We start from the raw sequence: 23,134 nt of genomic DNA, 5'->3' as shown, positions 1-23,134 counted from the left end.
GTCCGAAGGCCTCGAACCGACGGCGGCAGCGGCATCGCCCGCGCCGCCGCACCGCGTGCTCGAGACGATCTGGACGTCCGTGCTCGGATCCGAGCCGACTCGGTCGTCGTCCATCGTTGCGCTCGGCGGCGATTCGATGAAGCAGCTCAAGATCGTCGCGCTCTACCGGCGCATTCTCAAAGTGGATGTCTCGCTTCAGGATTTCAAGCAACGCGACACCCTGGGTGAACACGAGGACCTGCTCCTCGAGCGCGTGGACGTTGCTCACCTCGACCGAATGGCCGCATCGTTGAACGGGGCGAAACGGTGAGCGACATCGACCTCCTCCTCGCTGTTGCAGACACGGGGGTCGACGCGAAGGACGCCGCAGATCTGCGGGCACCGAGCCCGTACCAGGAACGGCTCTGGAGAGCGCACTGCGCTGCACCGTCGACCGCGTATTCGGTGCCGTGTGTGTTCGATCTGGACGGCGGAGACAGCGCACGCGTGCTCGCGGCGATCCTCGAGGTCCTGGCAGCGCACGACGTGTTCGCCACGCGCATCGTCGACGCGGACGGCCCAGGTTTCGCGCTCGAACCCGTCGGTCCGATCGTTCCCGAGATCGCCGTCGTGGCCGACATGGACGCCGCGACCGAGGAACTGCTTGCACGTGGGTGGTCGAGCGGACCGTTGGTGCGAGTCGCCCTGTTTCGCCGAGAGGGACGCTCGGACCGCATCGCCATGGTGTTCCACCATGCCGTGATCGACGGCCATTCGGTGTCGCTCCTGATCACCGACATCGCCCGGGAGCTCGCCGAACCTGGTATGTCCTCGATGCGGACTCGTCCCCGGTACCGCGATGTTGCCCGCGTACGGCGTTCGTCGAGGTCGTGGTGGACAGACCACCTGTCCACGGTGCCGTATCGCCGCGCCTGGCGGCCGTCCGAGCCCGGCGAACCCGTCGTCAGCCGTGCCTCGGTGGTAGCCGGTCGCCGAGATGCCACGAGCTGGTTCACTGCAGTCGCCGTCACGCTGTCGAGGCTTCTCGGCTCGGAGGTTCTGTGCCTGTCGGTGCCGCTGGCCAACCGTCGAGAGGTCGAGGAATTCGACGTGGTCGGCCCACTCGTGAGCACCGTGCCTCTGGTCGTCGAGGTGTGCGAGACCGACAGTCTCGGCACGGTTCGTAATCGCATCGAAGCACTGGTCGAGGATGCGAGCAGGCATGCCGATGTGGATCTGGCAGCCGTGGTCGCCGACCTCCGCCGCGATGACCCCGAGTTCTTGCTGCCGACCGAGGTGTTCGTCAACGTCCAGAGCGTCGATCGATCCGACATCGCGCTGGGCGACGCGACAGCTCGGCCTGTCGCAGTGCACACAGGTGAGATGAAAGGTGCACTGACGGTGAGTATCTCGCGACCGAATCGCCGGAGGTGCAGATCGAGTCGGCGCTGCCGGGTTGGTCGGCGGTGACACACGACGGCATTCGAGACGTCCTGCTCACCGTTCTCCACGCAGATTCGTCCGTGTCCGTCGGGGAACTCTCGGTCGGACTCACGGGTAGGACGGCGTCTCGATCGACGCTCGACACCTCGATTCTCGCGCCGCTGCTGTCCGCGACAGACGATTCCCGAGTAGCGCTGGTGGCACCCGATCGCACCCTCACGCGTGCGGAGCTGGTTCGGGAAATTCGAGTGCGCGCAGGAGTTCTGACGCAGCACGGCGTGGTCCGCGGAGACGCAGTCCTGTTGTCGGTCGAGCGTGACCACGAGTTCGTGGCATGGGCTGCGGCGATCATGGCGCTCGGAGCAGCCTATGTTCCGGTGGACACTCGGCACGGAGCAGCGCGCATCGCTTCCATTGCGGCACAGTCGAATGCGAAGTCGGGTGTGTTCTCGGACGCCGCCGATGCTCCGCCCGGTCTAGACGCGATCGACCGCGAACCGGTGGTTCCCGAGGTCGATGCGGTCGAGTTGCCGACTGTCGTGTCAGGTCTCCCCGCGTACGTCATCTTCACCTCGGGCACCACCGGCACTCCCAAGGGTGTCCCGGTCACTCACGCCAATCTGTTGGCGTTGCGCGATGCCACCGCGTCGATCATCGAGCCGGGCGACATCGTCTCCGCCGTGCACGCGTTCACCTTCGACTTCAGTGTCTGGGAGATATGGACGGCGCTCTCCCGTGGGGCGCGCGTCGTGATCTACGAGGAGGACGTCGCTCGCGACCCATTCGAATTGGCCGTGCGGCTGAACGCGGACAGTGTGAGCGTTGTGTCGCTGACGAACTCGGCGTTCGGATCGCTCATTGCGGCGCGGCCGGTTCTGCCGTCGCTGCGACGCGTGGTGCTCGGCGGGGAACAGGTCTCGTCCGGCTACGTGCAGCAGTGGCTCGACGCAGTCGAACACCCTGCGGGGAGCGTCGAAGTCATCAACATGCTCGGTGCCACCGAGACCACGGTGCACACCACTCGGCGGGTGGTCACCCGGACCGATCTCGAGGCCTCCGCCGTCCAGGTGGGGGAACCGCTCGCACATCTCGACGTCGTCGTGATCGACGCGGCCGGGCGGGCACTGCGAGGGGCCTCGAAGGCCAGATCACCGTTCGTGGTGCAGGTCTGGCTCTCGGCTATCTCGGACGCGGTCGATTGACAGCGTCGCGCTTCGTTCCCGATCCGTTTCCCGATGCTCTGCCCGGTTCGAGGCTCTACCTCACCGGCGACAAGGCCGGTGGCTCGCACCACGGGAACTGCACGTCGACGGTCGCATCGACTCCCAGGTGAAGGTTCGCGGACACCGGATCGAAACGGCCGGCGTCGAGGCCGTGCTCGAGCAGCTCCCCGGCGTTCGGCGGGCCTGCGTCGTCGCCCACGAGAACCGTCTGCTCGCGTTCGTCGACGCCGCCGACGACTGCGCCGATCTGTACGCCGGTGCAGCCGATGGCCTGGCAGCCTACGAGGTACCCGACCGAATCCATCGCGTGCGCGAGTTCCCGGTGACGGTCAACGGCAAGCTCGATCGGCGAGTGCAGTCGCTGACTGCTGTGGCGCTCCCGCCGGAGGTGAGGCAGCGTGACGAATCGGATTCTGCCCGAGGGTGGTTCGAGCGCGCACTCACCGATGCGCTGGGAGTTCGGTCGCACGACGAAGACCGGTCGTTCCTGGCCAACGGCGGCGATTCGATTCTCGCGGTCCGCCTCGTCAGCGATGCCCGCTCGCGTGGAACAGAACTCGGAATCGGCGATGTACTCGGCGCATCGAGTCTGAGAGAACTTGCCGCACTCGTTGCAGATCGTGGGCCCAGGACCGAGCCCGAAGACGAAGAGCTGCTGCCGTTCTCGCTGATCGACGCCGAGGTTCGTGATGGCCTGCCCTACGACGTGGCCGATGCGTACCCGTTGTCGGCAGCGCAAGAGGGCATGTTGTTCCATATTCGCTCCGATTCGGCCGTTGGCGTCTACCACAACACGGTCAGCGTGCGCATTCGCGGTGGGCTCGATCCGTTGGCGTTTCGAGTGGCACTCGCCGATACCGTGCGCAGGCACGAGGTGCTGCGCACCTCCGTCGACGAGTGGAGTGCAGCGGAGCCCCTGCAATTGGTGCATCGGCACGTGGCCACACCCCTGTCGGTGGTTTCGGTGCCTGCCGGTTCGGACGCCGATGCGGTGATCGACGAGATCGTCTCCGCGGAACGGGTGCGCCCGTTCGACCTCGACCGGGCACCGCTGTTCCGTCTCACGCTGGTTCGCGTCGCGCCGGGGGAGGACCAGCTGATCATCAGCGACAGCCACCTCGTACTCGACGGGTGGAGTTGGACCTCGACACTGGCCGAGGTCGTCGACCGACACAACGCTCTGCTCCGACGAGATCAGGCGTACGACACCCGCTACCCACCCGTACCCGTCAAGTTCGTCGACTACGTTGCAGCAGAACGACGTGCGCAATCGTCCGCAGCGACATCGCAGGCCTGGGCCGAGCACCTGCGCGGCGTCCGGCCGCGCCGGGTGGCCGATGTTCGCAGCATCGGTGACAGAGACGTCCGGCGCACCGAGATCGACGCCGACGCTCTGCGTGAACGTGCCGCAGCAGCAGGTATTTCGGTTCGTCACCTCGCGATGGCCGTGCACGTTCACGCGCTGGCCGACGTCTTCGGCGATCGTGAACTGGTCACCGGTACAACCGCGAACGGCCGGCTCGAGCGCGAGGGCGGTGTCGACGCCCGCGGGATGTTCCTGAACATGCTGCCGCTACAACTGCGTGCCCTGGCCGATCCGATCGCGACAGCGGAGGAATGCGCTCGCACCGAGGCAGCCTTGATGCCGCACCGACGCCTGCCGAACGTGGACATCACCACGGCCGTCGGCAAGGGACCGTTGTTCGACTACGGATTCAATTTCGTTCGTTTCCATCGTCTTTCGGACATCGAGAGGACGCACACCTTCGGATCGAAAGACGACGATTCCCACTTCTCGCAGGAGGACACCGACTTCGCCCTGATGGCGACGTTCTCGATACACCCACCCGAGCATCGGCTCGCGTTGATGCTCGTCGTCGACACCGCTCGTGTGTCACCGCCGCGGCACCGACGGATCATCCAGGCGTACCGCGCAGCACTGGCCGACGCGGCGACAGCGGTCGACGCCACCGAAGGAGACACCTCGTCATGAAAACATTGCTTGCAGTTCTACTTCGAGGCGGTCGCGGAATCTCGGCCCTGGCCGTGATTGCGGGAATCGTCACCGGTGTTGCCACCATCGTCATGGTTGCGACCATCACCAGCGCGGTGACCTCCGACACCGGACTCGACGCACTGGCACCGTTCGTCGCGGCGGCCGTGGCGGTACTGCTGTCCGGTGCGTTGGCCTCGAACGCGTTGGTGCGGGTGACACAGAAGTCGGTCGACCGACTGCGCACGAAGCTCGTCGACGACCTTCTGTCGGTGCCGCTGCGCGGATTCGAGTCGTTCCGCACGGCCCGCGCGATGGCGGTGCTCACCGAGGACCTCGCCGCGGTGGGGCAGGCCGTCCAGTCCTTGCCGTTGCTGCTCATCAACTCGGTGATCGTCATCTGTGCACTGGGGTACGTGGCATACTCTCGCCCATTGCGCTGGGAGTGTTGGTGATCGTCATCGTCATCGGCGGCAGTGCGTACGCGTTCGCGAACGGCAAAGCCGGAGCTCACATGTACCGAGCCCGGGAAGCTCAGGACGGACTGCACGAGACCTACCAGGCCATCACGCACGGCTTCAAGGACGTCAAGCTCAGCTCCCGGCTGAGGGCATCGCTGGTGGAGCAGGACCTGCGTCGGCAATCGGCCGACTACGCGCGCAGTGTCGTCAGAGGTTCCACCGTCAGCCTCGTCACGGGGTACTGGGGGCAGATGCTCTTCCTGGCGTGCGTCGGTGCCGTCGCCTTCGGCGGGGACGCCCTCGGTATTCCGGCGCAGGATCGGGTCGGTGTCGCACTGGCGGTTCTGTACCTGAACACCCCGCTCGTCACCGTGCTCAACATCGGACCGGTTCTGTCGCGTGCCGTCGTGGCACTGCGCCGAATCGGCGAGGTCGCGACACTGCGCGAGGACAGCGAAACTGTCGTCGACGTCGAGCGACCCGCCGTGGTCGACGAGATAGGCGTCGAGGGTATGACATTCGCGTACGACGCTGCCTCGCCAGGGGAGGCCTTCGCGATCGGACCGGTGACACAGCGCTTCGCCCGCGGCACCATCACCTTCCTCGTGGGCGGAAACGGCAGCGGCAAAAGCACATTGGGCCGCGTACTGGCCGGGTTGTACACCCCGGACGGTGGATCGCTCGAGGTCGACGGCAGTGCCCTCTCACCGAACGAGATCGTCGCCTATCGGGAGAACGTCTCGGCTTGTTTCGCCGACTCGTACGTGTTCGGACGGTTGCGGTCGGCCGATCCCGAGGTCGCCGCGCGTGCCCGCTACTGGCTGCGCGAGCTCGGTCTCGACGCGGTCGTCGAGCTCGACGGGGAACGGCTGATCTTCGATGGACTCTCGAGCGGACAGCGCAAGCGGCTGGCTCTGGTGGAAACGCTGGCCGACCCACGCGATGTCGTGGTGCTCGACGAGTGGGCCGCAGAACAGGATCCGGAGAACCGCCACCGCTTCTACACCGACATCCTTCCGCGCATTCGCGACGAAGGCCGCATCGTGATCGTCGTGACCCACGACGATCGCTACTTCGATCTGTGCGATCACCTCGTCAAACTCGAGCGGGGCGCGCAGGTGTTCGTCGACCAGCCCGTACACAACTGACGCAAGCCATCACACAACCAGTCGAAGGAACAGGGGATCACAGTGCAGGACAACATTTCCGAGTGGATCGTCGTACGGAACGACGAGGAACAGCATTCGATCTGGCCGGCGAAGCGGCCACTGCCGCTGGGGTGGTACGAGGTCGGATTCACCGGCGACCGTGAGGCGTGCCTGGACCACATCGAACTGGTGTGGACCGACATCCGCCCTTTGTCGCTACGCCGCGCGCTGGGGGTGGCGTGATGACCGTCCTCGATACTGCGTCGGGAGTCCCCGCGTCGCTGGCCAGGACCTCGTGGGCGATTTCCTGCCGATGACCATCGACATCGAGCGTTCGTCCGGTTCCTACCTCTGGGACGAGGCAGCCGGGCGACCGGTCCTGGACATGGGGATGTTCTTCTCGTCGTCCCCGCTCGGCCACAATCCCACACCGCTCGCGCACATCGAAGCCGAGCGAAAGCTGTTGGCAGCAGCCAAGATGAAGCCCTCAAACCCGGATTTCGCGTCCCGGGTACTGGCGGATTCGGTCTCGACCTTTCGTCGCCTGCTCATGCCGGAGGACATGCCGCATCTGTTCCTCATAGACGGTGGCGCGGCTGCCGTAGAGAACGCACTGAAAGTCGCCTTCGACTGGAAATCCCAGCGTGCAGGCACCGACGAATCGAAACTGCAAGCGCTGCATCTTCGTTGGGCCTTCCACGGTCGCAGCGGTTACACCATGTCTCTGACCAATACCGATCCGGCCAAGACGGCGCGGTTTCCCAAATTCGACTGGCCCAGAATCGAAGCCCCGGCTCGCGGTGAGGACGGCGGTGACGAGGCCGACCGAGCCGAGCTCAGTGCGGCCGAACGTCGGACACTCGCCGAGATCGAAGCGACCCTCGTCGCCGACGGTGACAGAATCGCGTGCTTCGTCTACGAGCCGATTCAAGGGGAAGGCGGCGACCGACACCTGGGTGCTGCATTCCTCAGGGCCGTGCAGTCGTTGTGCGTCGAGCACGACGTCCTCACCGTCGCGGACGAGGTCCAGACCGGTGGCGGCACAGTCGGTGCCAGGTGGGCGCACGAGGCATTGGGACTGCATCCGGACTTGGTGGCATTCGGTAAGCGGTTGCAGGTGTGCGGGGTCATCGGTGGCCGTCGCGTCGACGATCTCGACACCAATGCGTTCGCCGTACCAGGTCGGATCAGCTCGACCTGGGGCGGTTCGTTGGTGGATCTGGTGCGCTTCGCACTGCTGTACGAATACATCGCGCGAGAGAACGTGATCGCGCGAGCGGCGGCGATGGGCCCCTTCGTGCGCGCCGGACTCGATGCGATGGTGAGTTCCTCGGGCGGTCGTGTCACTGCGGCCCGCTCACGGGGCTTGTGGGGAGCCGTCTCACTGTCCTCGCGCGAGCTGCGCGACGCCGTGCTCGGCATCGCATTGGACGAACACGACACCGTGCTCCTGCCGTGCGGGACGCGGTCGATTCGTTGGCGTCCGTCCCTGTTGGTCACCGAGCAGGAACTGGCACTGTCGTTCGATGCAGTGACTCGGTCACTGGCGGCGGTGGGTCGCTCGTGACAGCCTCCGTCGACGAACTCGTGCTCACCGGGCTCTCGGAGCGTTTCGGTGTCCGTCCCGTGCAGCTCTGCGTGGACGGTGAATTGAGCGTCACCGCACTCGTACAGCGGAGCACACAGGTCCGCGAGGCCCTGTTGCGTGCCGGTGTCGGCCGCGGGAACGTCGTGGCCGTGAAAGGCCGCCGCGACTCCTGGTTGCTACCGACGTTGCTGGGCATTCTCGGTGCCGGTGCCGCGTACACGGTCATTCCGTACAACAGTCCGCAGGCGGTCGAAGCGCTGTTGCTCGAGACCGTCGAGCCGGCCGCCATGGTGGTGTGGGAGGACCTGCATCCGGCGTCCTGGCGCGGACGCCCGTCCATGGCACTCGGCGACGCCGTCGTCTTCCTGTTCGGTTCGTTCGAGCCGGTGTCGCCCTCACCGCGCAGCATCGACGACCCCGCGTACATCATCACCACGTCCGGGACGTCGGGTACGCCGAAAGCCGTTCTGGTGCCGCACCGAGCCGTGCTGGCCTTTCTCGACGCGGCCCGCGGGGTCGTCGCCCTCTCGTCATCCGATGTCGTGGCTGCGCGTTCGTCGGCTGCCTTCGATCTGTCGGTGTGGGAACTGTTCGCATCGGTGGAGGCAGGTACCACCGCAGTCCTCGTCGTGGAAGGTGTTGCGGCCGATACTGCTCGGCTGCACGAACTGCTCGCGCAGACAGGTGCGTCCGTGCTCTCGACCACGCCGTCCGCGGCGTATCAACTCGGCGCGTACGACGAGGCAATCGGGGGGCGGGCTCGCGCTGCGATCGTTGCTGGTGGGCGGTGAGGCCTCCGACGGCGGCAGGCTCGCCGACGTCATGGCCGCACCGTCTTTCGGCCGGTGCCGACTCGTCAATTGGTACGGCCCGACCGAGGTCACGGTGTCCTGCACCGGCGGCGAACTCGTCGAACAGGATCTCGCCGAGCCGAGAACGTCCATCGGGCCCGCTCTGTCGGGTGTGCGAACGGCGGTACTGCCGGTCGCGGACGGTGCCGGTTCGGTCGACGGCCTCGGACAGCTTGCGGTGGGCGGGGACCAGCTCGCGCACGGATACCTCGGAAACTCGCGCGCGACCGCAGCAGCGTTCGTCCCGGACCCGGCCGGTCACGGTGATCGTTTGTATCTCACCGGGGACATCGTCGGTACCGACGCGGGCGATCGCTTCGTCTATCACGGCCGCGCCGACGACCAGGTGCAGTTGCGGGGGTACCGGCTCGAGCTCGGCGAGGTGGAACGAGCGATCGCGTCGCACCCGGGGATCCGGTGGTCCCATGCCACGGTCGGTGGCACGGACTTCGATGTTCTCGTCGCATATTTCGCCACCTTCGACGATGTCGATGTCGATCGTGCGGAGTTGTGGTCGCAGCTCTATCGCACGCTGCCGCGCCACGCAGTGCCTGCCGCTCTGGTGAACGTGGTGGAGGTCCCAGTGACCGTCGGCCAGAAGTTGGATGTCGCGAAGTTGCCCGCGCCGGTGATCACCGACTTCGTTGCCGGTACCACCGCTGGCCGGGCGGCACAGACCGAAACCGAGGAGCGGCTGTTGACGCTGTGGCGACGTCTGCTGGGAATCGAGGAGATCGGTACCGATCACCATTTCTTCGCGCTGGGCGGCCACTCCTTGTTGGTCGCGCGCTTGGTCAACGGCATCGCCCGTGAGTTCGGGGTGCGGTTGCAGTTGGCGGATGTAGTGGAGGGACTGACCGTGCGCGAGATCGCGTCGGTCGTGGACAGAGAAACGAATCGTCTGTCGGTCGGCGCATCGGCGTCGAGCCGTGGACAGGAGGAGATGTCATGGTGACCACGAGGGAGAGGCCCCCGATCGAGGGCGCGACGAGGGATGGCTCCATCCTGGAGCGATTCGCGGGAGTGGCCAGGTGGAGCTACCGTCATCGTCTCGCAGTGCTTGCGGGATGGCTTGTGGCGCTGGTGTTGTCGGCCGGCGCATACGTGGGACTCGGTATGTCCGAGTTGTCTCCTGCGGAAGGGTTCGTCGGCGAGTCCGGCGCGGCGGAGCAATTGGAAACGGGCTCGGACTTCCTGTCCTCGCGCACCGAAACCATTCTGGTGCAGGGCAACTCGGCGGGAGACTCCGATCGCATCGCGGACGAGTTGGCCGCGTCGCTGGCGGGGACGGCGCAGGAGCCTCCGGAGAAGTTGACGGCCGCTGCCGGGGACCAACGGGTTCTGCAGGTGCTGCTACCCGATGAGCAGGCATCGCCGTCCGAGCGCGTGCAGGGGATCGAGTCTGCGATCGAGAGCGCCCGCGAGGCCAACCCGGGTGCTGCCATATCGGCTACCGGGCCCATCTCGGTGCAGGCCGACGTCACCACCAGTTACGGTGAGCGACTGGTCTTGCTGGAGATGCTCAGCCTCCCCGTCACGGCCGTCGTGTTGTTCCTCGTGTTCGCCGGTCTGATCGCCACGTTGATCCCGCTTGTCACCGGCCTCGCCGTGGTGGCACTGGCCATCCTCTGGAGCGGGCCGACGTCGTTGTTGGTGCCCATGGAGAGCAACCAGATGAGTGTCATCTTGCTGATGGGACTCGCTCTGGGCGTGGACTATTCGTTGTTCTTCGTCAGACGCGCCCGCGAGGAGTTCGCCCGATCCGGTGACGCCGACGCGGCCGCCACGATCGCAGTGTCGATGACGGTGCGCTCGGTCCTGGTGGCCGGTCTGGTGACCGGTGTGTCGGTGATCGCAGCCTTCCTGACCGAATCGCCGATTTTCCACTCGCTCACACTCGGCATCATTCTCGTCGTCGTCGCCGCGATGCTTGCCTCGATCACCTTGCTCCCGGCGCTGTTGGCGTTGGGGCGTCGACGAGTCGTCAAGCAGTTGTTCGGCAAGACCCCGGACGACGCGGCGGAGGAGACAGGGTTTTGGGGTCGTCTGTCGGGCACGGTCGTTCGGCGCCCGGTGCCTGCGCTGCTCGCCGGACTGGCCGTGATGGTCTTGTTGGCAGCACCGGTCGCGACCATGAAGTTGCAGTTTCCGGGAACCGACAGCATGCCGCGCACCTTCGAGACGCTGCGCACGCTGGACGACGTCTCGGAGCAGTTCCCGCTGTACGGCGTCAGCCATACCGTGGTCACCGAGACCGGCGGTGACGTCGCCGGTACCTCGGCGGTCCTCACCGACATCGCCGAGGACGCGGCCGGGCTGCCCGGATTCGACGGGCAGGTACGAGAGGTTCAGATCTCCACGGACGAGTCGGTGGCGCGCATCGAGATCGGCACCGACGCAGACGGTATCGACGCGCAATCGGCGAGGGATTCTCTGAACGAGTTGCGAGGCAACCTCGTTCCGGAGTTCGCGGGTGATCGTGAGATCCTCGTCGGTGGTGAGACCGCGGTCAGCGTCGATGTCTCGGAATCGACGTCGCGTGATCTGTTGATCGTCATTCCGATCGTCCTGCTGGTCGCTTTCGCGCTGATCTACCTCGCTTTCCGCAGTGTCGGGCTGGCCGCTCTGAGTGTGGGCCTGAATCTGCTGTCGGTGCTCGCGTCCTACGGCATCCTGGTGCTGTTGTTCCAGTATGGCTGGGGTGCAGCGGTGTTCGGATCGGAGTACGTCGGCCCGGTGGTGACTTTGCTGCCGGTGATGATGCTGGTCATCCTCATCGGCCTGTCGATGGACTACCACGTCTTCATCCTCACTCGGGTGCGCGAAGCATTCGGTCGTGGCCTCGGCGTCGAGGATGCCGTCCGGCAGGGTGTGGTCCGGTCCGCACCGCCCGTCACTGCGGCTGCGGCCGTGATGGTGGTGATCTTCGCGATGTTCACGCTGTTGCCGACGCCGGAGATGAAGCAGCTCGGTGTCGGTCTCGCCGCGGCAATTGCTTTGGACGCGACTGTCGTTCGCGGCATTCTCGTCCCTGCCGCATTGCGGCTGCTGGGGGCCGGCGTGTGGAAGCGCTCGCTCGACGGCGCGGGGCAACACTGACCACCAGGCCGGCCGATCACATCACGGACAGGAGCTCGAGAAGGATGGCGACCGTAGCGGCAGGTACCCGACGACTCGTCGTGGGAGTGCTGGTGACTCTGACCTTCCTTCTCGGGCTCGCGCCCGGTCCCGCTGCGGCAGTGTCGTTGTCGAGCGCGGAGCTGCAGAATGCAGTGGACGGGTGGGCGCCCGAGATCGGAGCCCCGGGAATGTCGGTCCAGGTTCTCGACTCGGACGCGGCGGTGGCGGAAGCATCGAGCGGTGTCGACGGCAACGGCGAGCCCGTCGATGCCTCGACACCGTTCGTGTGGGGCTCGGTGTCCAAGCAGTTCACGGCGGCCACCGTCGTCGGATTGGAACGGCAGGGTGCACTCGACGAGTCCACGCCCGTCGTGGACATCGTTCCGCGAGCGCGGGACATGCTGGGCGACCCGGCAACGACAGTCGACGACCTGGTGCACCACACCAGCGGCTTGCCGCACGACATCACGGTCACCGACGACTGGTCCCGCCGCAGCTCGGCCGTCGACGCAGTCGCGACCATCTCGCAACCGGTGGGGACGACCGAACGTGGATCGTTCCGGTATTCGAGCCTGAACTATCTGCTCCTGCAGGCAGTCGTCGAGTCGGTGACGGGGGAGTCGTTCGCCGATGCGCTCGACGCCGAGGTCCTCGCGCCTGCCGAGACGTCCGCCATCACCGATCCGGAGCAGTTCACCGAAGATGTTCCACCGGGTCATGTGCCGTTCTTCGGCTCGGCCCGACCCATCGACGTCGGTGTCGATTCGGCTGGTCTGGGCTACGGCTACCTCGCGGGCTCCACGGGCGATCTCGGACGCTACGCATCCTGGCGACTGAGCCAACTGCAGGGCGGGGAGGACACAGCTCCCGAGGTCGACACCGGCGAGGGCACCGAGTACGGCGACGGACTGTTTCACGAGAAGATCGCCGGCCAGGACGTGTGGTGGCATTCCGGAGCCGTCCCCGGCTACTACACCTACGTGGCATTCGTGCCCGCCCTGGACAGGTCAATGGTGTTGGCCACCAATCGATACGGCGAGATCGAAGCCGAACACATCGCCGCGGTGGGAAGAAATCTCACCACGCTCGTCATCGACGGGTCGACCACCGGCCTACCGTCGTCGTCGGCTCCGATGGTGTTGGGTGTCATCTTCGCGGCCGTGGCGGTCCTGCTCGCCATCGTCGTCTGGGTCACCGTTCGGCTGTTCACCGGGCAGGTCCGACAGCGTTCGCTCGGCGGTGCAGCGCTTCGGATCGCGATCACCACGGTGTTGGGCGGGTCGGTGCTGATCGGTGCCTACATCGGGGTGCCGTCGATCGTCGGTGCGTCACTGTCGGTCATGGCGCTGTGGGCTCCCGACGTCACCCTGGCGTTCTGGATTCTGCTCGGCACGGTGTTCCTCGCGTCTGCCTTGGTCGTGGCCGATCAGGTGGTCAACTACAGCCGAGTTCGGCAGACCTAGCCGATCGGGCGTACCGACAGACGAGCTGCTCCCCGGCCGCGGGGCCGGGGAGCAGCGTCGGTCGAGATGGTGCTTATTTCGCGGAGACGCGCACGAGCTTCTTGTTCACGAACTCGTCCATGCCCCACGGTCCCAGCTCACGGCCGACGCCGGAGCGCTTGACTCCGCCGAACGGCAGGCCGGGGAGGGTGGTGCCGTGCTCGTTGACGAAGGCCATACCGACCTCGAGCTGCTCGGCCACATCACGGGCCTTGTCCAGGTCGGTGCTCCACACCGAGCCGCTCAGGCCGTAGGGCGAGGAATTCGCCAATTCGATTGCCTGCTGCGGGCTTTCGACCTTGTAGATCACTCCGGCCGGTCCGAACAGCTCTTCGCTGTACGCCCGCATGTCGGGGGTGACGTCGGTCAACAGTGTCGGCTGCACGAATGCACCCGGTCCATCGATCTTCTTGCCGCCGGTCAGCAGCGTCGCGCCCTTGGCGACGGCGTCGTCGATCTGCTCGATCAACGTGTCGGCAGCGGTCTGCGACGACAGCGGGCCGAGGGTGGTGTTCGCGTCCAACGGGTCGCCGGTCTGCACGGCCTCGAAGGATGCGACGAGCTTGGTGACGAAGTCGTCGTAGAACTCCTCGGCGACGAGGATCCGCTTGGCGGCGTTGCAGGCCTGACCTGCGTTGGACAGCCGCGCCCGAGTCGCGGACTCGACGGTTGCGTCCATGTCGTCGGAGTCGAGCATGATGAACACGTCCGATCCGCCCAGTTCGAGGACGACCTTCTTGAGGTTGCGTCCTGCGGTTTCGGCGACGGAGGTTCCGGCTCGCTCGCTACCGGTGAGCGAGACGCCCTGCACGCGTGAGTCGGCGATCATGTCGGCGATCTGCTCGTTGGTCGCGAAGATGTTGATGTACGCGTCCTGGGGGAGTCCGGCCTGCTGGAAGATCTCTTCCATCAGCAGTGCCGACTGCGGGCAGTTCGGTGCGTGCTTGAGCAGAATCGTGTTGCCCACCATCAGGTTCGGGCCTGCGAACCGGGCCACCTGGTAGTAGGGGAAGTTCCACGGCATGACGCCGACGAGCGCGCCGACCGGCTTGCGCTGCAGCACAGTGTCTTCCGCGCCGGGTACGTCGAGCTTCTCGTCCTCGAGCAGGGTGGGGCCGTTGTCGGCGTAGTAGCGGTAGATGTTCGACGACAGTTCCACCTCGCCCTGCGACTCGGTCAGCGGCTTGCCCATTTCGAGCGAGATCGTTCGGGCCAGTTCCTCGGAACGCTCGGTGTAGAGGTCGGCGACCTTGTGCAGAATCTCGGCGCGGTGCTTCGGTGAGGTCTTGCGCCACGTCTGGAACCCGGCGTGGGCGTCGGCGAGTGCGCGCTCGACGCCGGCCGTATCGAGAGTCTCGAATTCCTTGACGGTTGTGCCATCGGCAGGATTGACAGTTTTGTAGGTCGTCATATCCGGTTCAACGGCCGCGAAGGGGGTTGTTGTTCCTATTCGGGCAAATCGGATGCTCCGGCGGTGGTCAGGGGCTGATCGAGGAACGCTGCGAAAACCTTTGAGCGCCCTACTGGTCGGTAACTTGGAACCGCAGGTGGAGTGATACCCCACTGGGACGCACAGCGGCGGGTTCAAAGATTAAAGTCGACAGTGGACGCATCCAAAAGACGACGTTGAAACTGAGGCAAAGGCGAAACATGACTGCGAAGAAGCCGACCATCATCTATACCCTGACCGACGAGGCGCCCATGCTGGCGACTCACGCGTTTCTGCCGGTCATACGTTCTTTCGCCAGCGCGGCCGAGATCAACGTCGAGTCGAGTGACATCTCCGTTGCCAACCGCATCCTCGCCGAGTTCCCCGATTACCTCAACGAAGACCAGCGAGTGACCGACAACCTCGCCGAGCTGGGCAAGCTGACGCAGCTGCCCGAGACCAACATCATCAAGCTGCCGAACATCAGCGCCTCGGTGCCGCAGTTGCTCGCAGCCGTCAAGGAACTGCAGGACAAGGGCTACGCGATTCCCGACTTCCCCGGCAATCCGAAGACCGACGAAGAGCGCGAAATCCGCGACCGGTACACCAAGTGCCTCGGTAGCGCGGTCAATCCGGTTCTGCGCGAGGGTAACTCGGACCGTCGTGCCCCGAAGGCCGTGAAGGAATTCGCCCGCAAGCACCCGCACAGCATGACCGAGTGGTCGATGGCGTCGCGCACCCACGTTGCGCACATGCGCGAGGGCGATTTCTACCACGGTGAGAAGTCGACCGTCGTCGACGGCGACCGCGAGATCAAGATGGAACTGCTGCCCACCGACGGCGATCCGATCGTGCTCAAGGAGACGGTGTCGCTCACCGACGGTGACGTCATCGACTCGATGTTCATGAGCAAGAAGGCACTGCTCGATTTCTACGAGCACGAGATGCAGGACGCCTACGACACCGGCGTCATGTTCTCCTTGCACGTCAAGGCGACGATGATGCGGGTATCGCACCCCATCGTGTTCGGCCACGCCGTGCGAGTGTTCTACAAGGATGCGTTCGCCAAGCACAACGAGCTCTTCGAGGAGCTGGGCGTCAACGTCAACAACGGCCTGTCGGACCTGTACACCAAGATCGAGACGCTTCCGGCGTCCAAGCGCGACGAGATCATCGAAGACCTGCACAAGTGTCACGAGACCCGTCCGGAGCTCGCGATGGTCGACTCCGCTCGCGGCATCTCCAATTTCCACTCGCCCAGCGACGTCATCGTCGACGCGTCCATGCCTGCGATGATTCGCGCCGGCGGCAAGATGTGGGGAGCGGACGGCCGTCCCAAGGACACCAAGGCCGTCAACCCCGAGTCGACCTTCTCCCGGATCTACCAGGAGATGGTGAACTTCTGCAAGACCAACGGCCAGTTCGATCCGACGACGATGGGCACCGTTCCCAACGTCGGCTTGATGGCGCAGAAGGCCGAGGAGTACGGCTCGCACGACAAGACGTTCGAGGTGCCGAAGGCGGGCATCGCGAACATCACCGACAAGGCCACCGGCGAGGTACTGCTGACGCAGACCGTCGAAGAGGGCGACATCTGGCGTCTGTGCATAGTCAAGGATGCCCCGATCCAGGACTGGGTCAAGCTCGCCGTGACGCGTGCGCGTGAGTCCGGAATGCCGGTCGTCTTCTGGCTCGACCCGTACCGCCCGCACGAGAACGAGCTGATCGGCAAGGTGCGCAAGTACCTGAAGGATCACGACACCGAGGGCCTCGACATCCAGATCATGTCGCAGGTTCGCGCGATCCGGTACACGATGGAGCGTCTGGTCCGCGGACTCGACACCATCTCGGCAACCGGCAACATCCTGCGTGATTACCTCACCGACCTGTTTCCGATCCTCGAGCTCGGCACCAGCGCCAAGATGCTCTCCATCGTTCCCCTGATGGCAGGCGGCGGACTGTACGAGACCGGTGCGGGTGGCTCGGCTCCCAAGCACGTCAAGCAGCTCATCGAGGAGAACCACCTGCGCTGGGATTCGCTCGGCGAGTTCCTGGCTCTGGCAGTGAGCCTCGAAGATCTTGGCACCAAGACCGGCGACGTCAAGGCGACCATCCTCGCCAAGGCACTCGACTCCGCCACCGGCAAGCTGCTCGAGAACAGCAAGGGTCCGTCGCGTTCGACCGGTGAACTCGACAACCGTGGCAGCCAGTTCTACCTCGCGCTCTACTGGGCCGAGGAACTGGCCGCGCAGACCGAGGACACCGAGCTCGCCAAGCACTTCGCCGCGCTGGCGAAGACCTTGTCCGACAACGAAGACAAGATCGTCGCCGAGCTCAACGAGGTTCAGGGCAACGCAGTCGACATCGGCGGCTACTACTACCCCGACCCCGAAGCCACCGCGGCAGTGATGCGTCCGTCCAAGACCTTCAACGAGGCACTGGAGTCGGCCAAGAAGTAGTTTCTCTGGCTCACCCCCCCATCCTGCTTCACCCCCATCGAATGAATGGTCCATTCACGCGCTCAGACGTTGTGAGTGGACCATTCATTCGTATTGGGGTGCAACATCATCCGGGTCTACCATCCACCCCGTTCGGATCAATGTGACACTGACGCGCTCAGGCGTATGCCCGAGGCTGGATTCTCGGTCGTAGCGAGCGAGGTTCGATGGAACCGTAGCGAGCGAGGTTCGATGGAACCAACTGGGCTTGGCCGACGTCCAAGTCCATGAGCGTCCATTTTCGGCGAGCAGTGGCGGCGCAGACGGGGGAGCGCATGTCGGACGACACGAGGTCCGCAGGGTTGGCCCGAATGCGGGCCGCCGCGGCCGCCGCGCCGCTCGTACTCCGAGGCGTCGAAATGCAACTTGCAATTGCTCGGACGCGGAACGATCCGGTGAGGGGGGACTGTACTGATGAGTGCTATCGGGAGGGCGGCCGAGCAGGCCCTGATTTTCATTCCCACTATCGAGGCTTTCGTAGATGGGAGGAACACCGCCGATGTCTTTGAGAAGGCATATCTGAGGCTGGCGAAGCGGACGCCGGGGATACTCGAAAGGGAAGTGTCCGAGATCGTCAACGGTCTGTTCGGCGACGTGGACGCTTACGTTGCCGAGGACAGGTTGCGTGGTGATGACGATCTGGACGCAGGACAATTGCTTACCTGTGCGACCACGGCGCTGGTAAAACTTCGTCAGTTGAGTCGAGATGGATAGTTTCGATCTCTCGTTGGTCTGCGTTCACAAGTCAGCGATGCGCTCTGACACGAAGATCTTGGGGGGATAGTGACGGAGCACAAGAGATCAGTCGAAGCAATGCTGAGCCAATACAGGCAGATAATCGAGTCATTTGTGCAAGAAAAGATTTCGGCAGATGATTTCGAGGCAGAATATCTTCGCACCTTCACCAATGATAGAAGTCAGGTGCAGGGTAGTGAGTTCATAATTCTGGAAAAACTATTTTTCGATGTCGACGATTATCTTTCGGATCCGGTGCTTCGCGAGAGCCCGGAGGATCTTTCGGGCGAACAGCTCAGGGAACGTGCGGCGGCCACCTACGTCAAACTGTTCGGTCCCGAGTGAAACAGCTCGTCGCTTGCCAAGTGTCAGGTGCCATTGCACGCGCAGGCTTCCGGACATAAGGCTTGGTGCAGGGGGATCTGTAAACAGCAGCCGGTAGAAGAGCCCGTTTTGCCCTCGGCCATGTGTACGCGTCCGAACTCGGAGAGTGTCACTCCAACTGCATTATTTGGTCGTGAGGGACCACGACAACCGGATACAACTGGAAACTTCCGCTCATTCCTTTCAATTCGACGTCGCGGGGCGTTCCGAGAGTCAGATCGTGCGCTGCCCCGATCGCATTGCGCACCGGTTCGCTGACGAGAATTTCGCCGCCGTCGGCCTGTCCCGCGACGCGTGCTGCCATGGCCACGTTGAGGCCGAACAGGTCGTCGCCGCGTCGCACGGAACTGCCCACGTGCACGCCCATTCGGACGCGGATGCGGTCCCAGCGGTCGGGGTTCTTCAGCAGTGCCTCCTGCACCTTCACTCCGCAGCGCACCGCCTGGCCCGGGTCGGAGAAGGCGATCATGTAGCCGTCGCCTTGGCTCTTCACCACGTGACCGCCGTGGTCGTCGACGTGTTTGTTGATCAGCTTGTTGTGCTTTTCGAGCAGTTTCACCCATCCGCGGTCGCCGAGTTCCTCGTTGCGTGCGGTGGATCCCTCGATGTCGGAGAACATCACCACGATGTCGCCGTCGGCGGTCATGCGTGCCAGATCGGGGCGTTCGACTTTGGCCCAGCCCGCGAGGTCTTCGACGGAGTTTCGGACCGTTGCGCCGAAGCCCTTGTTGATGAGCAAGTCCGTGGTGTGGAAGGCGGTTCTGATCGCTAAGGGCACCAGGCCGCGTCGCTTACGGCGTTGCTGAGATTCGAGAGCGCGGTCGAGCGCTCGACGCGTGTGCTTCAACTTTCGGCGCGAGACGATCAAGACCACACCGAGCGCGATGATGGCGGCGAGCTCTACTCCGGCAACTATCCACAGGATCACGTCGCTCATCCTTGCCTGTCGACCGCATCTGTGGGCGCACATCCGACGGCGAATTGCCGTCGATAGGCCGTCGGTGTCACCGCGAATGCCGAGCGAAAGTTCTGACGCAGGGTCACGGCGCTGCCGAATCCGCACAGGGCAGCGATGTGCTCGATACTGCGATCGGTCGTTTCGAGCAGGCTCCGAGCTTCCTCGAGGCGTTTGTCCAAGACCCAGCGAGCCGGGGTGGATCCTGTTTCGAGCTGAAACTGACGGATGAAGCTGCGTCGGCTCATGCGCGCATGGTCGGCCAGTCGCTCGATGGGCAACGGCTCGTCCAGTCGTTCGAGCGCCCAGCTCAGCACGTCGGCGATCGCGGTATCTCCCGATGCTTCGATGACCGGACGCTCTATGTACTGTGCCTGTCCGCCGTCGCGATGGGGTGCGACCACCAGACTGCGCGCCACCCGGGTCGCCGCAGCCGAACCGAGGTGCTTGCGGACGATGTGCAAGCAGGAATCGATCGACGACGCGGTGCCCGCGGAGGTCATCACGTCGCCGTGGTCGATGTAAAGCACCGATTCGTCGACGCCGGCGTGTGCATTTCGCTCCCGTAGCTCGGTCATCTTGGTCCAGTGCGTGACGGCAGGCCGGCCGGCGAGCAACCCGGTATCGACTACCGCGAACGAACCGAGGCACAGTCCTGCGATCTCTGCCCCTCGTTCATGTGCTCCTCGGAGTGCGTTCGAGAAGTCAGTGCCTATGTGAGGCAACGACTCCGGCCACGACGTCACGATCACGATGTCGGCCCAGTCGACGGTGCTGGGGCCTGCGATGTCGCCGACGGGGAAGCCCTCCTCGGTGCGGATCGACCCTGGTGCGTCGGACCACACGCGCGTCTCCCAGTCGGGAGCGAGTCCGAGTCGGCTCACCTCGCCGAACACCATCAGTGGGGCGGCGAGATGGAACATCGTCATGCCGTCGAACACGTACAGCGCGATGCGCATGGGACTCCGATCGACGAGTTGGCGCAATTCCATCGAAAGTATGCATCCGTGCCACTCGTGGACGCAAGGTCGATGACGAAGTATGGGTATCGACCGAGAACGCCACGTGAAGGAGAACGCCCATGACCGCACCGCGCAGAGCCCTCATCGTCATCGATGTCCAGCAGGAGTACTTCGAGGGAGTGCTGAAGATTCAGTACCCGCCGCGCGAGGAGTCGTTGGCGAATATCCTCCGCGCCATCGAAGCGGCTGTGGCGCAGGATGTTCCCGTGGCCGTCGTGCAGCACGAGATGCCCGAAGGTTCGCCCGCTTTCGTCAAGGGCACCCCGACGTACGAGCTGCACTCCGATATTCAGGCCGTCGTGCAGCCCTCGTTCGAGCGGGTGGAGAAGAAGTACAGCAGCGTGTTCGCCGGTACTGGCGTCGCGAAGTGGCTGCAGGGCAACAACATCGACACCGTCACGATCGTCGGTTACATGACCAACAATTGCGACCTCGCCTCCAGCGCCGACGCCGAGGCGCTGGACCTGACCGTCGAGATCTTGTCCGACGCCACCGGCGCGATCAACCTATCGAACGAGGCTGGCACCGTGTCGGCCGAACAACTGCACAAGGCGCTGATGGTGCTCTACCAGTCGAACTTCGCAGCGGTGGCGACGACGGATCAGTGGATCGACGCCGCCAAGAACGGAAATGGGCTCACAGCAAACAATCTGGTGGTGTCGGCAGCCCAGGGCAACGACGCGGTGGCCTGAGTTCCTAGACTCGTAAGGGTGAGTGCTCGGGCTATAACTGATCAGACTTTCGGCGCATGGGTGATCAAGTGCAATCCGCACAAGACCGATCTCGCGCCGATGGTCGACGACGGTCACGCGCACGAGCACTGGTGCGTCGCCGACAATTATCGAACGCGTCTGATGGCACCTGGCAACCGGTGTTGTTCTGGGTCAGTACCCATCCGCGACGCGGGATCTGGGGTGCCGGCACCTTGACCGGTACCCCGGTCTCGGGTCCGCAGTGGAAGGTAGCCACCGACATTGTGTTGTTCGACGAGCCGATCCTTGCGTCGAGCATTCAGTCCATCGCAGCACTGTCGACCCTCGAGGTGTTCCGCTCACCGCAGCAATCGAATCCGTCCTGGATCGACGCGTCCGCGTGGGCAGTGATCCGACGGATGCTGCCTTCAATGATGTGATGGCTGCATGACACTCGACGACGAGCCGACGCTGCACGGAATGTTGGACGTGGGGGACGGCCAGAACATCTACTGGGAGCAGTGGGGTCCGTCCGATGGCGTGCCGGCGGTGTACCTGCACGGCGGTCCGGGTGGGACTCTGAACGCGAGCCAGTTTCGTCGCCACTTCGACCTCTCCAAAGTTCGAGCGGTCGGATTCGAGTAGCGCGGGTGTGGACGGTCCACTCCACACGCGTCCGATCCCTCGACGTCGTTGTCCACCAACACCACTGCCCATCTGATTGCCGACATCGAAGCCCTGCGTGAGCACCTCGGCGTCGAGGCGTGGATTGTCAACGGCGCATCCTGGGGATCCACTCTCGCAGTTGCTTACGCTCTCGCACACCCGGAGCGCGTCCTCGGCGTTGTCCTGGCCGCCGTCATCACGACCGGCCGCGAGGAGGTCGACTGGATCACCGAGGCGTCGGCGCGATCTTCCCCGAAGCGTGGGATCGTTTCGCCACCTTCGCCGAGCAGGCCGGCGTCGGCTACCACCGCGGACACGGACGAATAGTCGACGCCTACGCCCAACTGTTGAACTCGAACGATCTTGCGTTGCGGGACAGGGCTTCCCGAGAGTGGGCGTTGTGGGAAGACGTCCACATCTCGATCGGCACCGGCGGCATCCGACGTAATCCCAGGTGGGAGGACGACCGGTTCCGCCTTGCTTCGTGCGACTAACCACGCACTACTGGGCACACGACGGGTTCTGCGATCCGCCGCTGCTCGACCGCGCAGCAGATCTGGGCGAGATGCCGGGCGTACTGATCCACGGTCGACGCGACGTGTCCGGACCCGTTGTCACTGCGTGGCGTCTGCACCGGGTTTGGCCCGGATCGACGCTCGTCGTCGACGAAAATGATGGGCACGGGGGCAAGTCCATGACTGCGTACTGGGATGAAGCGAACCAAGATTTGGTCGACAGGGCACTGCGGTCACCGAATGGTGCATGATCGAGAAGTGACTTCTTTCCCGATCATCGACCTGACTCCCGACGAGCTGCTGACCACGACGCGCACCGTCCGCAAACGTCTCGATCTGACGCGGCCGGTGCCGATCGAACTGGTCAAGGAGTGTCTCGAAATCGCTCTGCAGGCTCCGTCCGGCTCGAACAAGCAGGGGTGGCAGTGGATCGTCGTCACCGATCCTGATCTGCGTGCACGCATCGGCGCTATCTACGGCGAACTGTTCACCGCGTATCAGGCGTCCAAGCATTCCGCTTCGGCGCTGTTCGCCGACGATCCAGAACGCGCATCGGTACAGAAGCGCGTCGGAGACAGCGCGAGCTGGCTAGGCGAACACATGGGCGAGGTTCCGGTGCTGCTGATTCCGTGCATCCAGGCGGGCAAGACGTTGCCAGCGGGTAATCAGGCAGGTCTGTGGGGCTCGCTGCTGCCCGCGGTGTGGAATTACGCCCTGGCTGCGCGCGCCCGTGGCCTCGGAACAGCCTGGACCACAATTCATCTCGCCAAGGAAGCCGAGATCTCCGAATTGCTCGGCATCCCCGAGGACTTTCATCAGGGTGCGCTGATCCCCACGGCGTACTACACAGGGGAGACGTTCAAGGTCGCTCCGCGGGATCCGATCGAGACGGTGCTGCACGTCGATCGCTGGTAGTCGAAGCGGCTCGGC

At 64.4% G+C, this 23,134-nt stretch carries 24 protein-coding genes; 20 read left to right on the top strand and 4 right to left on the bottom strand.

The features are described 5' to 3' along the window. From RHBS_RS03810 to RHBS_RS03750, 12 genes are all read left to right on the top strand, one after another. Positions 1-310: acyl carrier protein (locus RHBS_RS03810; RefSeq protein ID WP_145977468.1), on the top strand; the 310-nt coding region annotated here is incomplete at its 5' end. After that, positions 307-1,449, top strand: a complete 1,143-nt coding sequence (locus RHBS_RS03805) for a condensation domain-containing protein (RefSeq protein WP_128644866.1) — start codon at positions 307-309, stop codon at positions 1,447-1,449. The genes RHBS_RS03810 and RHBS_RS03805, both read left to right, overlap by 4 nt. Further along, positions 1,410-2,624, top strand: coding sequence for an AMP-binding protein (locus RHBS_RS03800; RefSeq protein WP_128644865.1), 1,215 nt, complete (start codon positions 1,410-1,412; stop codon positions 2,622-2,624). Before RHBS_RS03805 ends, RHBS_RS03800 begins: the two co-directional genes overlap by 40 nt. A gap of 127 nt (positions 2,625-2,751) precedes the next feature. Further along, positions 2,752-4,638 (top strand): condensation domain-containing protein, encoded by a 1,887-nt coding sequence (locus RHBS_RS03790; RefSeq protein ID WP_128644863.1) that lies wholly within the window; start codon positions 2,752-2,754, stop codon positions 4,636-4,638. Further along, complete coding sequence (locus RHBS_RS03785; protein ID WP_128644862.1) at positions 4,635-5,093, top strand: ABC transporter transmembrane domain-containing protein; 459 nt, start codon at positions 4,635-4,637, stop codon at positions 5,091-5,093. The genes RHBS_RS03790 and RHBS_RS03785 overlap by 4 nt, the downstream gene beginning before the upstream one ends. Beyond that, positions 5,090-6,247, top strand: coding sequence for an ATP-binding cassette domain-containing protein (locus tag RHBS_RS03780; RefSeq protein WP_128644861.1), 1,158 nt, complete (start codon positions 5,090-5,092; stop codon positions 6,245-6,247). Before RHBS_RS03785 ends, RHBS_RS03780 begins: the two co-directional genes overlap by 4 nt. Positions 6,248-6,289: 42 nt before the next feature. Then, a complete protein-coding gene (locus tag RHBS_RS03775) occupies positions 6,290-6,490 on the top strand; it encodes an MbtH family NRPS accessory protein (protein ID WP_237668986.1) in 201 nt (66 codons plus the stop codon). Between the two features lie 70 nt (positions 6,491-6,560). Continuing rightward, complete coding sequence (locus RHBS_RS03770) at positions 6,561-7,814, top strand: aminotransferase class III-fold pyridoxal phosphate-dependent enzyme (RefSeq protein ID WP_128644870.1); 1,254 nt, start codon at positions 6,561-6,563, stop codon at positions 7,812-7,814. After that, positions 7,811-8,626, top strand: a complete 816-nt coding sequence (locus RHBS_RS03765) for an AMP-binding protein (protein WP_187298356.1) — start codon at positions 7,811-7,813, stop codon at positions 8,624-8,626. The genes RHBS_RS03770 and RHBS_RS03765 overlap by 4 nt, the downstream gene beginning before the upstream one ends. Then, a complete protein-coding gene (locus tag RHBS_RS31410) occupies positions 8,616-9,641 on the top strand; it encodes a non-ribosomal peptide synthetase (RefSeq protein ID WP_187298355.1) in 1,026 nt (341 codons plus the stop codon). Before RHBS_RS03765 ends, RHBS_RS31410 begins: the two co-directional genes overlap by 11 nt. Next, a complete protein-coding gene (locus RHBS_RS03755; protein ID WP_128644857.1) occupies positions 9,635-11,785 on the top strand; it encodes an MMPL family transporter in 2,151 nt (716 codons plus the stop codon). Before RHBS_RS31410 ends, RHBS_RS03755 begins: the two co-directional genes overlap by 7 nt. Before the next feature lie 44 nt (positions 11,786-11,829). After that, the gene (locus tag RHBS_RS03750; RefSeq protein WP_128644856.1) at positions 11,830-13,269 is read left to right on the top strand and encodes a serine hydrolase; all 1,440 of its coding nucleotides are present in this window, start codon (positions 11,830-11,832) and stop codon (positions 13,267-13,269) included. A gap of 73 nt (positions 13,270-13,342) precedes the next feature. Here RHBS_RS03750 and RHBS_RS03745 read toward each other — a convergent pair whose 3' ends face one another. After that, on the bottom strand, positions 13,343-14,719 hold the full coding sequence (locus RHBS_RS03745) for an NAD-dependent succinate-semialdehyde dehydrogenase (RefSeq protein ID WP_128644855.1): 1,377 nt from the start codon (positions 14,717-14,719) through the stop codon (positions 13,343-13,345). 239 nt (positions 14,720-14,958) lie between these two features. Between RHBS_RS03745 and RHBS_RS03740 the strand changes: the two genes are divergently transcribed. The 3 genes from RHBS_RS03740 to RHBS_RS03730 all read left to right on the top strand — a co-directional run bounded on the left by RHBS_RS03740 (position 14,959) and on the right by RHBS_RS03730 (position 18,315). After that, positions 14,959-17,196: an NADP-dependent isocitrate dehydrogenase gene (locus tag RHBS_RS03740; RefSeq protein WP_128644854.1), complete on the top strand. Its 2,238-nt coding sequence runs from the start codon at positions 14,959-14,961 to the stop codon at positions 17,194-17,196. Positions 17,197-17,649: 453 nt separating this feature from the next. Further along, positions 17,650-17,949: a colicin immunity domain-containing protein gene (locus RHBS_RS03735; RefSeq protein WP_128644853.1), complete on the top strand. Its 300-nt coding sequence runs from the start codon at positions 17,650-17,652 to the stop codon at positions 17,947-17,949. A 69-nt stretch (positions 17,950-18,018) separates the two neighbouring features. After that, on the top strand, positions 18,019-18,315 hold the full coding sequence (locus RHBS_RS03730; RefSeq protein WP_236745339.1) for a colicin immunity domain-containing protein: 297 nt from the start codon (positions 18,019-18,021) through the stop codon (positions 18,313-18,315). A 148-nt stretch (positions 18,316-18,463) separates the two neighbouring features. On the opposite strand, the gene RHBS_RS03725 is transcribed toward RHBS_RS03730, so the two are convergent. Together RHBS_RS03725 and RHBS_RS03720 are read right to left on the bottom strand one after the other, a co-directional pair. Continuing rightward, a complete protein-coding gene (locus RHBS_RS03725) occupies positions 18,464-19,291 on the bottom strand; it encodes an adenylate/guanylate cyclase domain-containing protein (RefSeq protein ID WP_187298354.1) in 828 nt (275 codons plus the stop codon). Continuing rightward, the gene (locus RHBS_RS03720) at positions 19,288-20,268 is read right to left on the bottom strand and encodes a GlxA family transcriptional regulator (RefSeq protein ID WP_128644869.1); all 981 of its coding nucleotides are present in this window, start codon (positions 20,266-20,268) and stop codon (positions 19,288-19,290) included. The genes RHBS_RS03725 and RHBS_RS03720 overlap by 4 nt, the downstream gene beginning before the upstream one ends. A 122-nt stretch (positions 20,269-20,390) precedes the next feature. Here RHBS_RS03720 and RHBS_RS03715 point away from each other — a divergent pair, with 122 nt between their 5' ends. The 4 genes from RHBS_RS03715 (at position 20,391) to RHBS_RS30180 (ending at position 22,016) form a co-directional block, all read left to right on the top strand. After that, on the top strand, positions 20,391-21,023 hold the full coding sequence (locus RHBS_RS03715) for an isochorismatase family protein (protein WP_128644850.1): 633 nt from the start codon (positions 20,391-20,393) through the stop codon (positions 21,021-21,023). Between the two features lie 179 nt (positions 21,024-21,202). Next, complete coding sequence (locus RHBS_RS03710) at positions 21,203-21,463, top strand: hypothetical protein (protein WP_237668985.1); 261 nt, start codon at positions 21,203-21,205, stop codon at positions 21,461-21,463. 7 nt (positions 21,464-21,470) lie between these two features. Next, positions 21,471-21,668, top strand: coding sequence for a hypothetical protein (locus RHBS_RS30185; RefSeq protein ID WP_128644849.1), 198 nt, complete (start codon positions 21,471-21,473; stop codon positions 21,666-21,668). Between the two features lie 48 nt (positions 21,669-21,716). Continuing rightward, entirely contained in the window at positions 21,717-22,016 is a 300-nt protein-coding gene (locus RHBS_RS30180; protein WP_128644848.1) for an alpha/beta fold hydrolase, read from the top strand. A gap of 163 nt (positions 22,017-22,179) precedes the next feature. On the opposite strand, the gene RHBS_RS30175 is transcribed toward RHBS_RS30180, so the two are convergent. Beyond that, positions 22,180-22,371 (bottom strand): hypothetical protein, encoded by a 192-nt coding sequence (locus RHBS_RS30175; protein ID WP_145977467.1) that lies wholly within the window; start codon positions 22,369-22,371, stop codon positions 22,180-22,182. Between the two features lie 91 nt (positions 22,372-22,462). On the opposite strand from RHBS_RS30175, the gene RHBS_RS03690 reads away from it, so the two are divergent. Further along, a complete protein-coding gene (locus RHBS_RS03690) occupies positions 22,463-23,119 on the top strand; it encodes a nitroreductase family protein (RefSeq protein WP_128644846.1) in 657 nt (218 codons plus the stop codon). Positions 23,120-23,134: the final 15 nt, after the last annotated feature.

The sequence above is a fragment of the Rhodococcus sp. BS-15 genome (assembly GCF_000813105.1).
In the GTDB taxonomy this organism is placed as follows: Bacteria; Actinomycetota; Actinomycetes; order Mycobacteriales; family Mycobacteriaceae; genus Rhodococcoides.
Note: the sequence above shows the minus strand (reverse complement) of the source record. Positions and strands in the feature narration are given on the sequence as shown.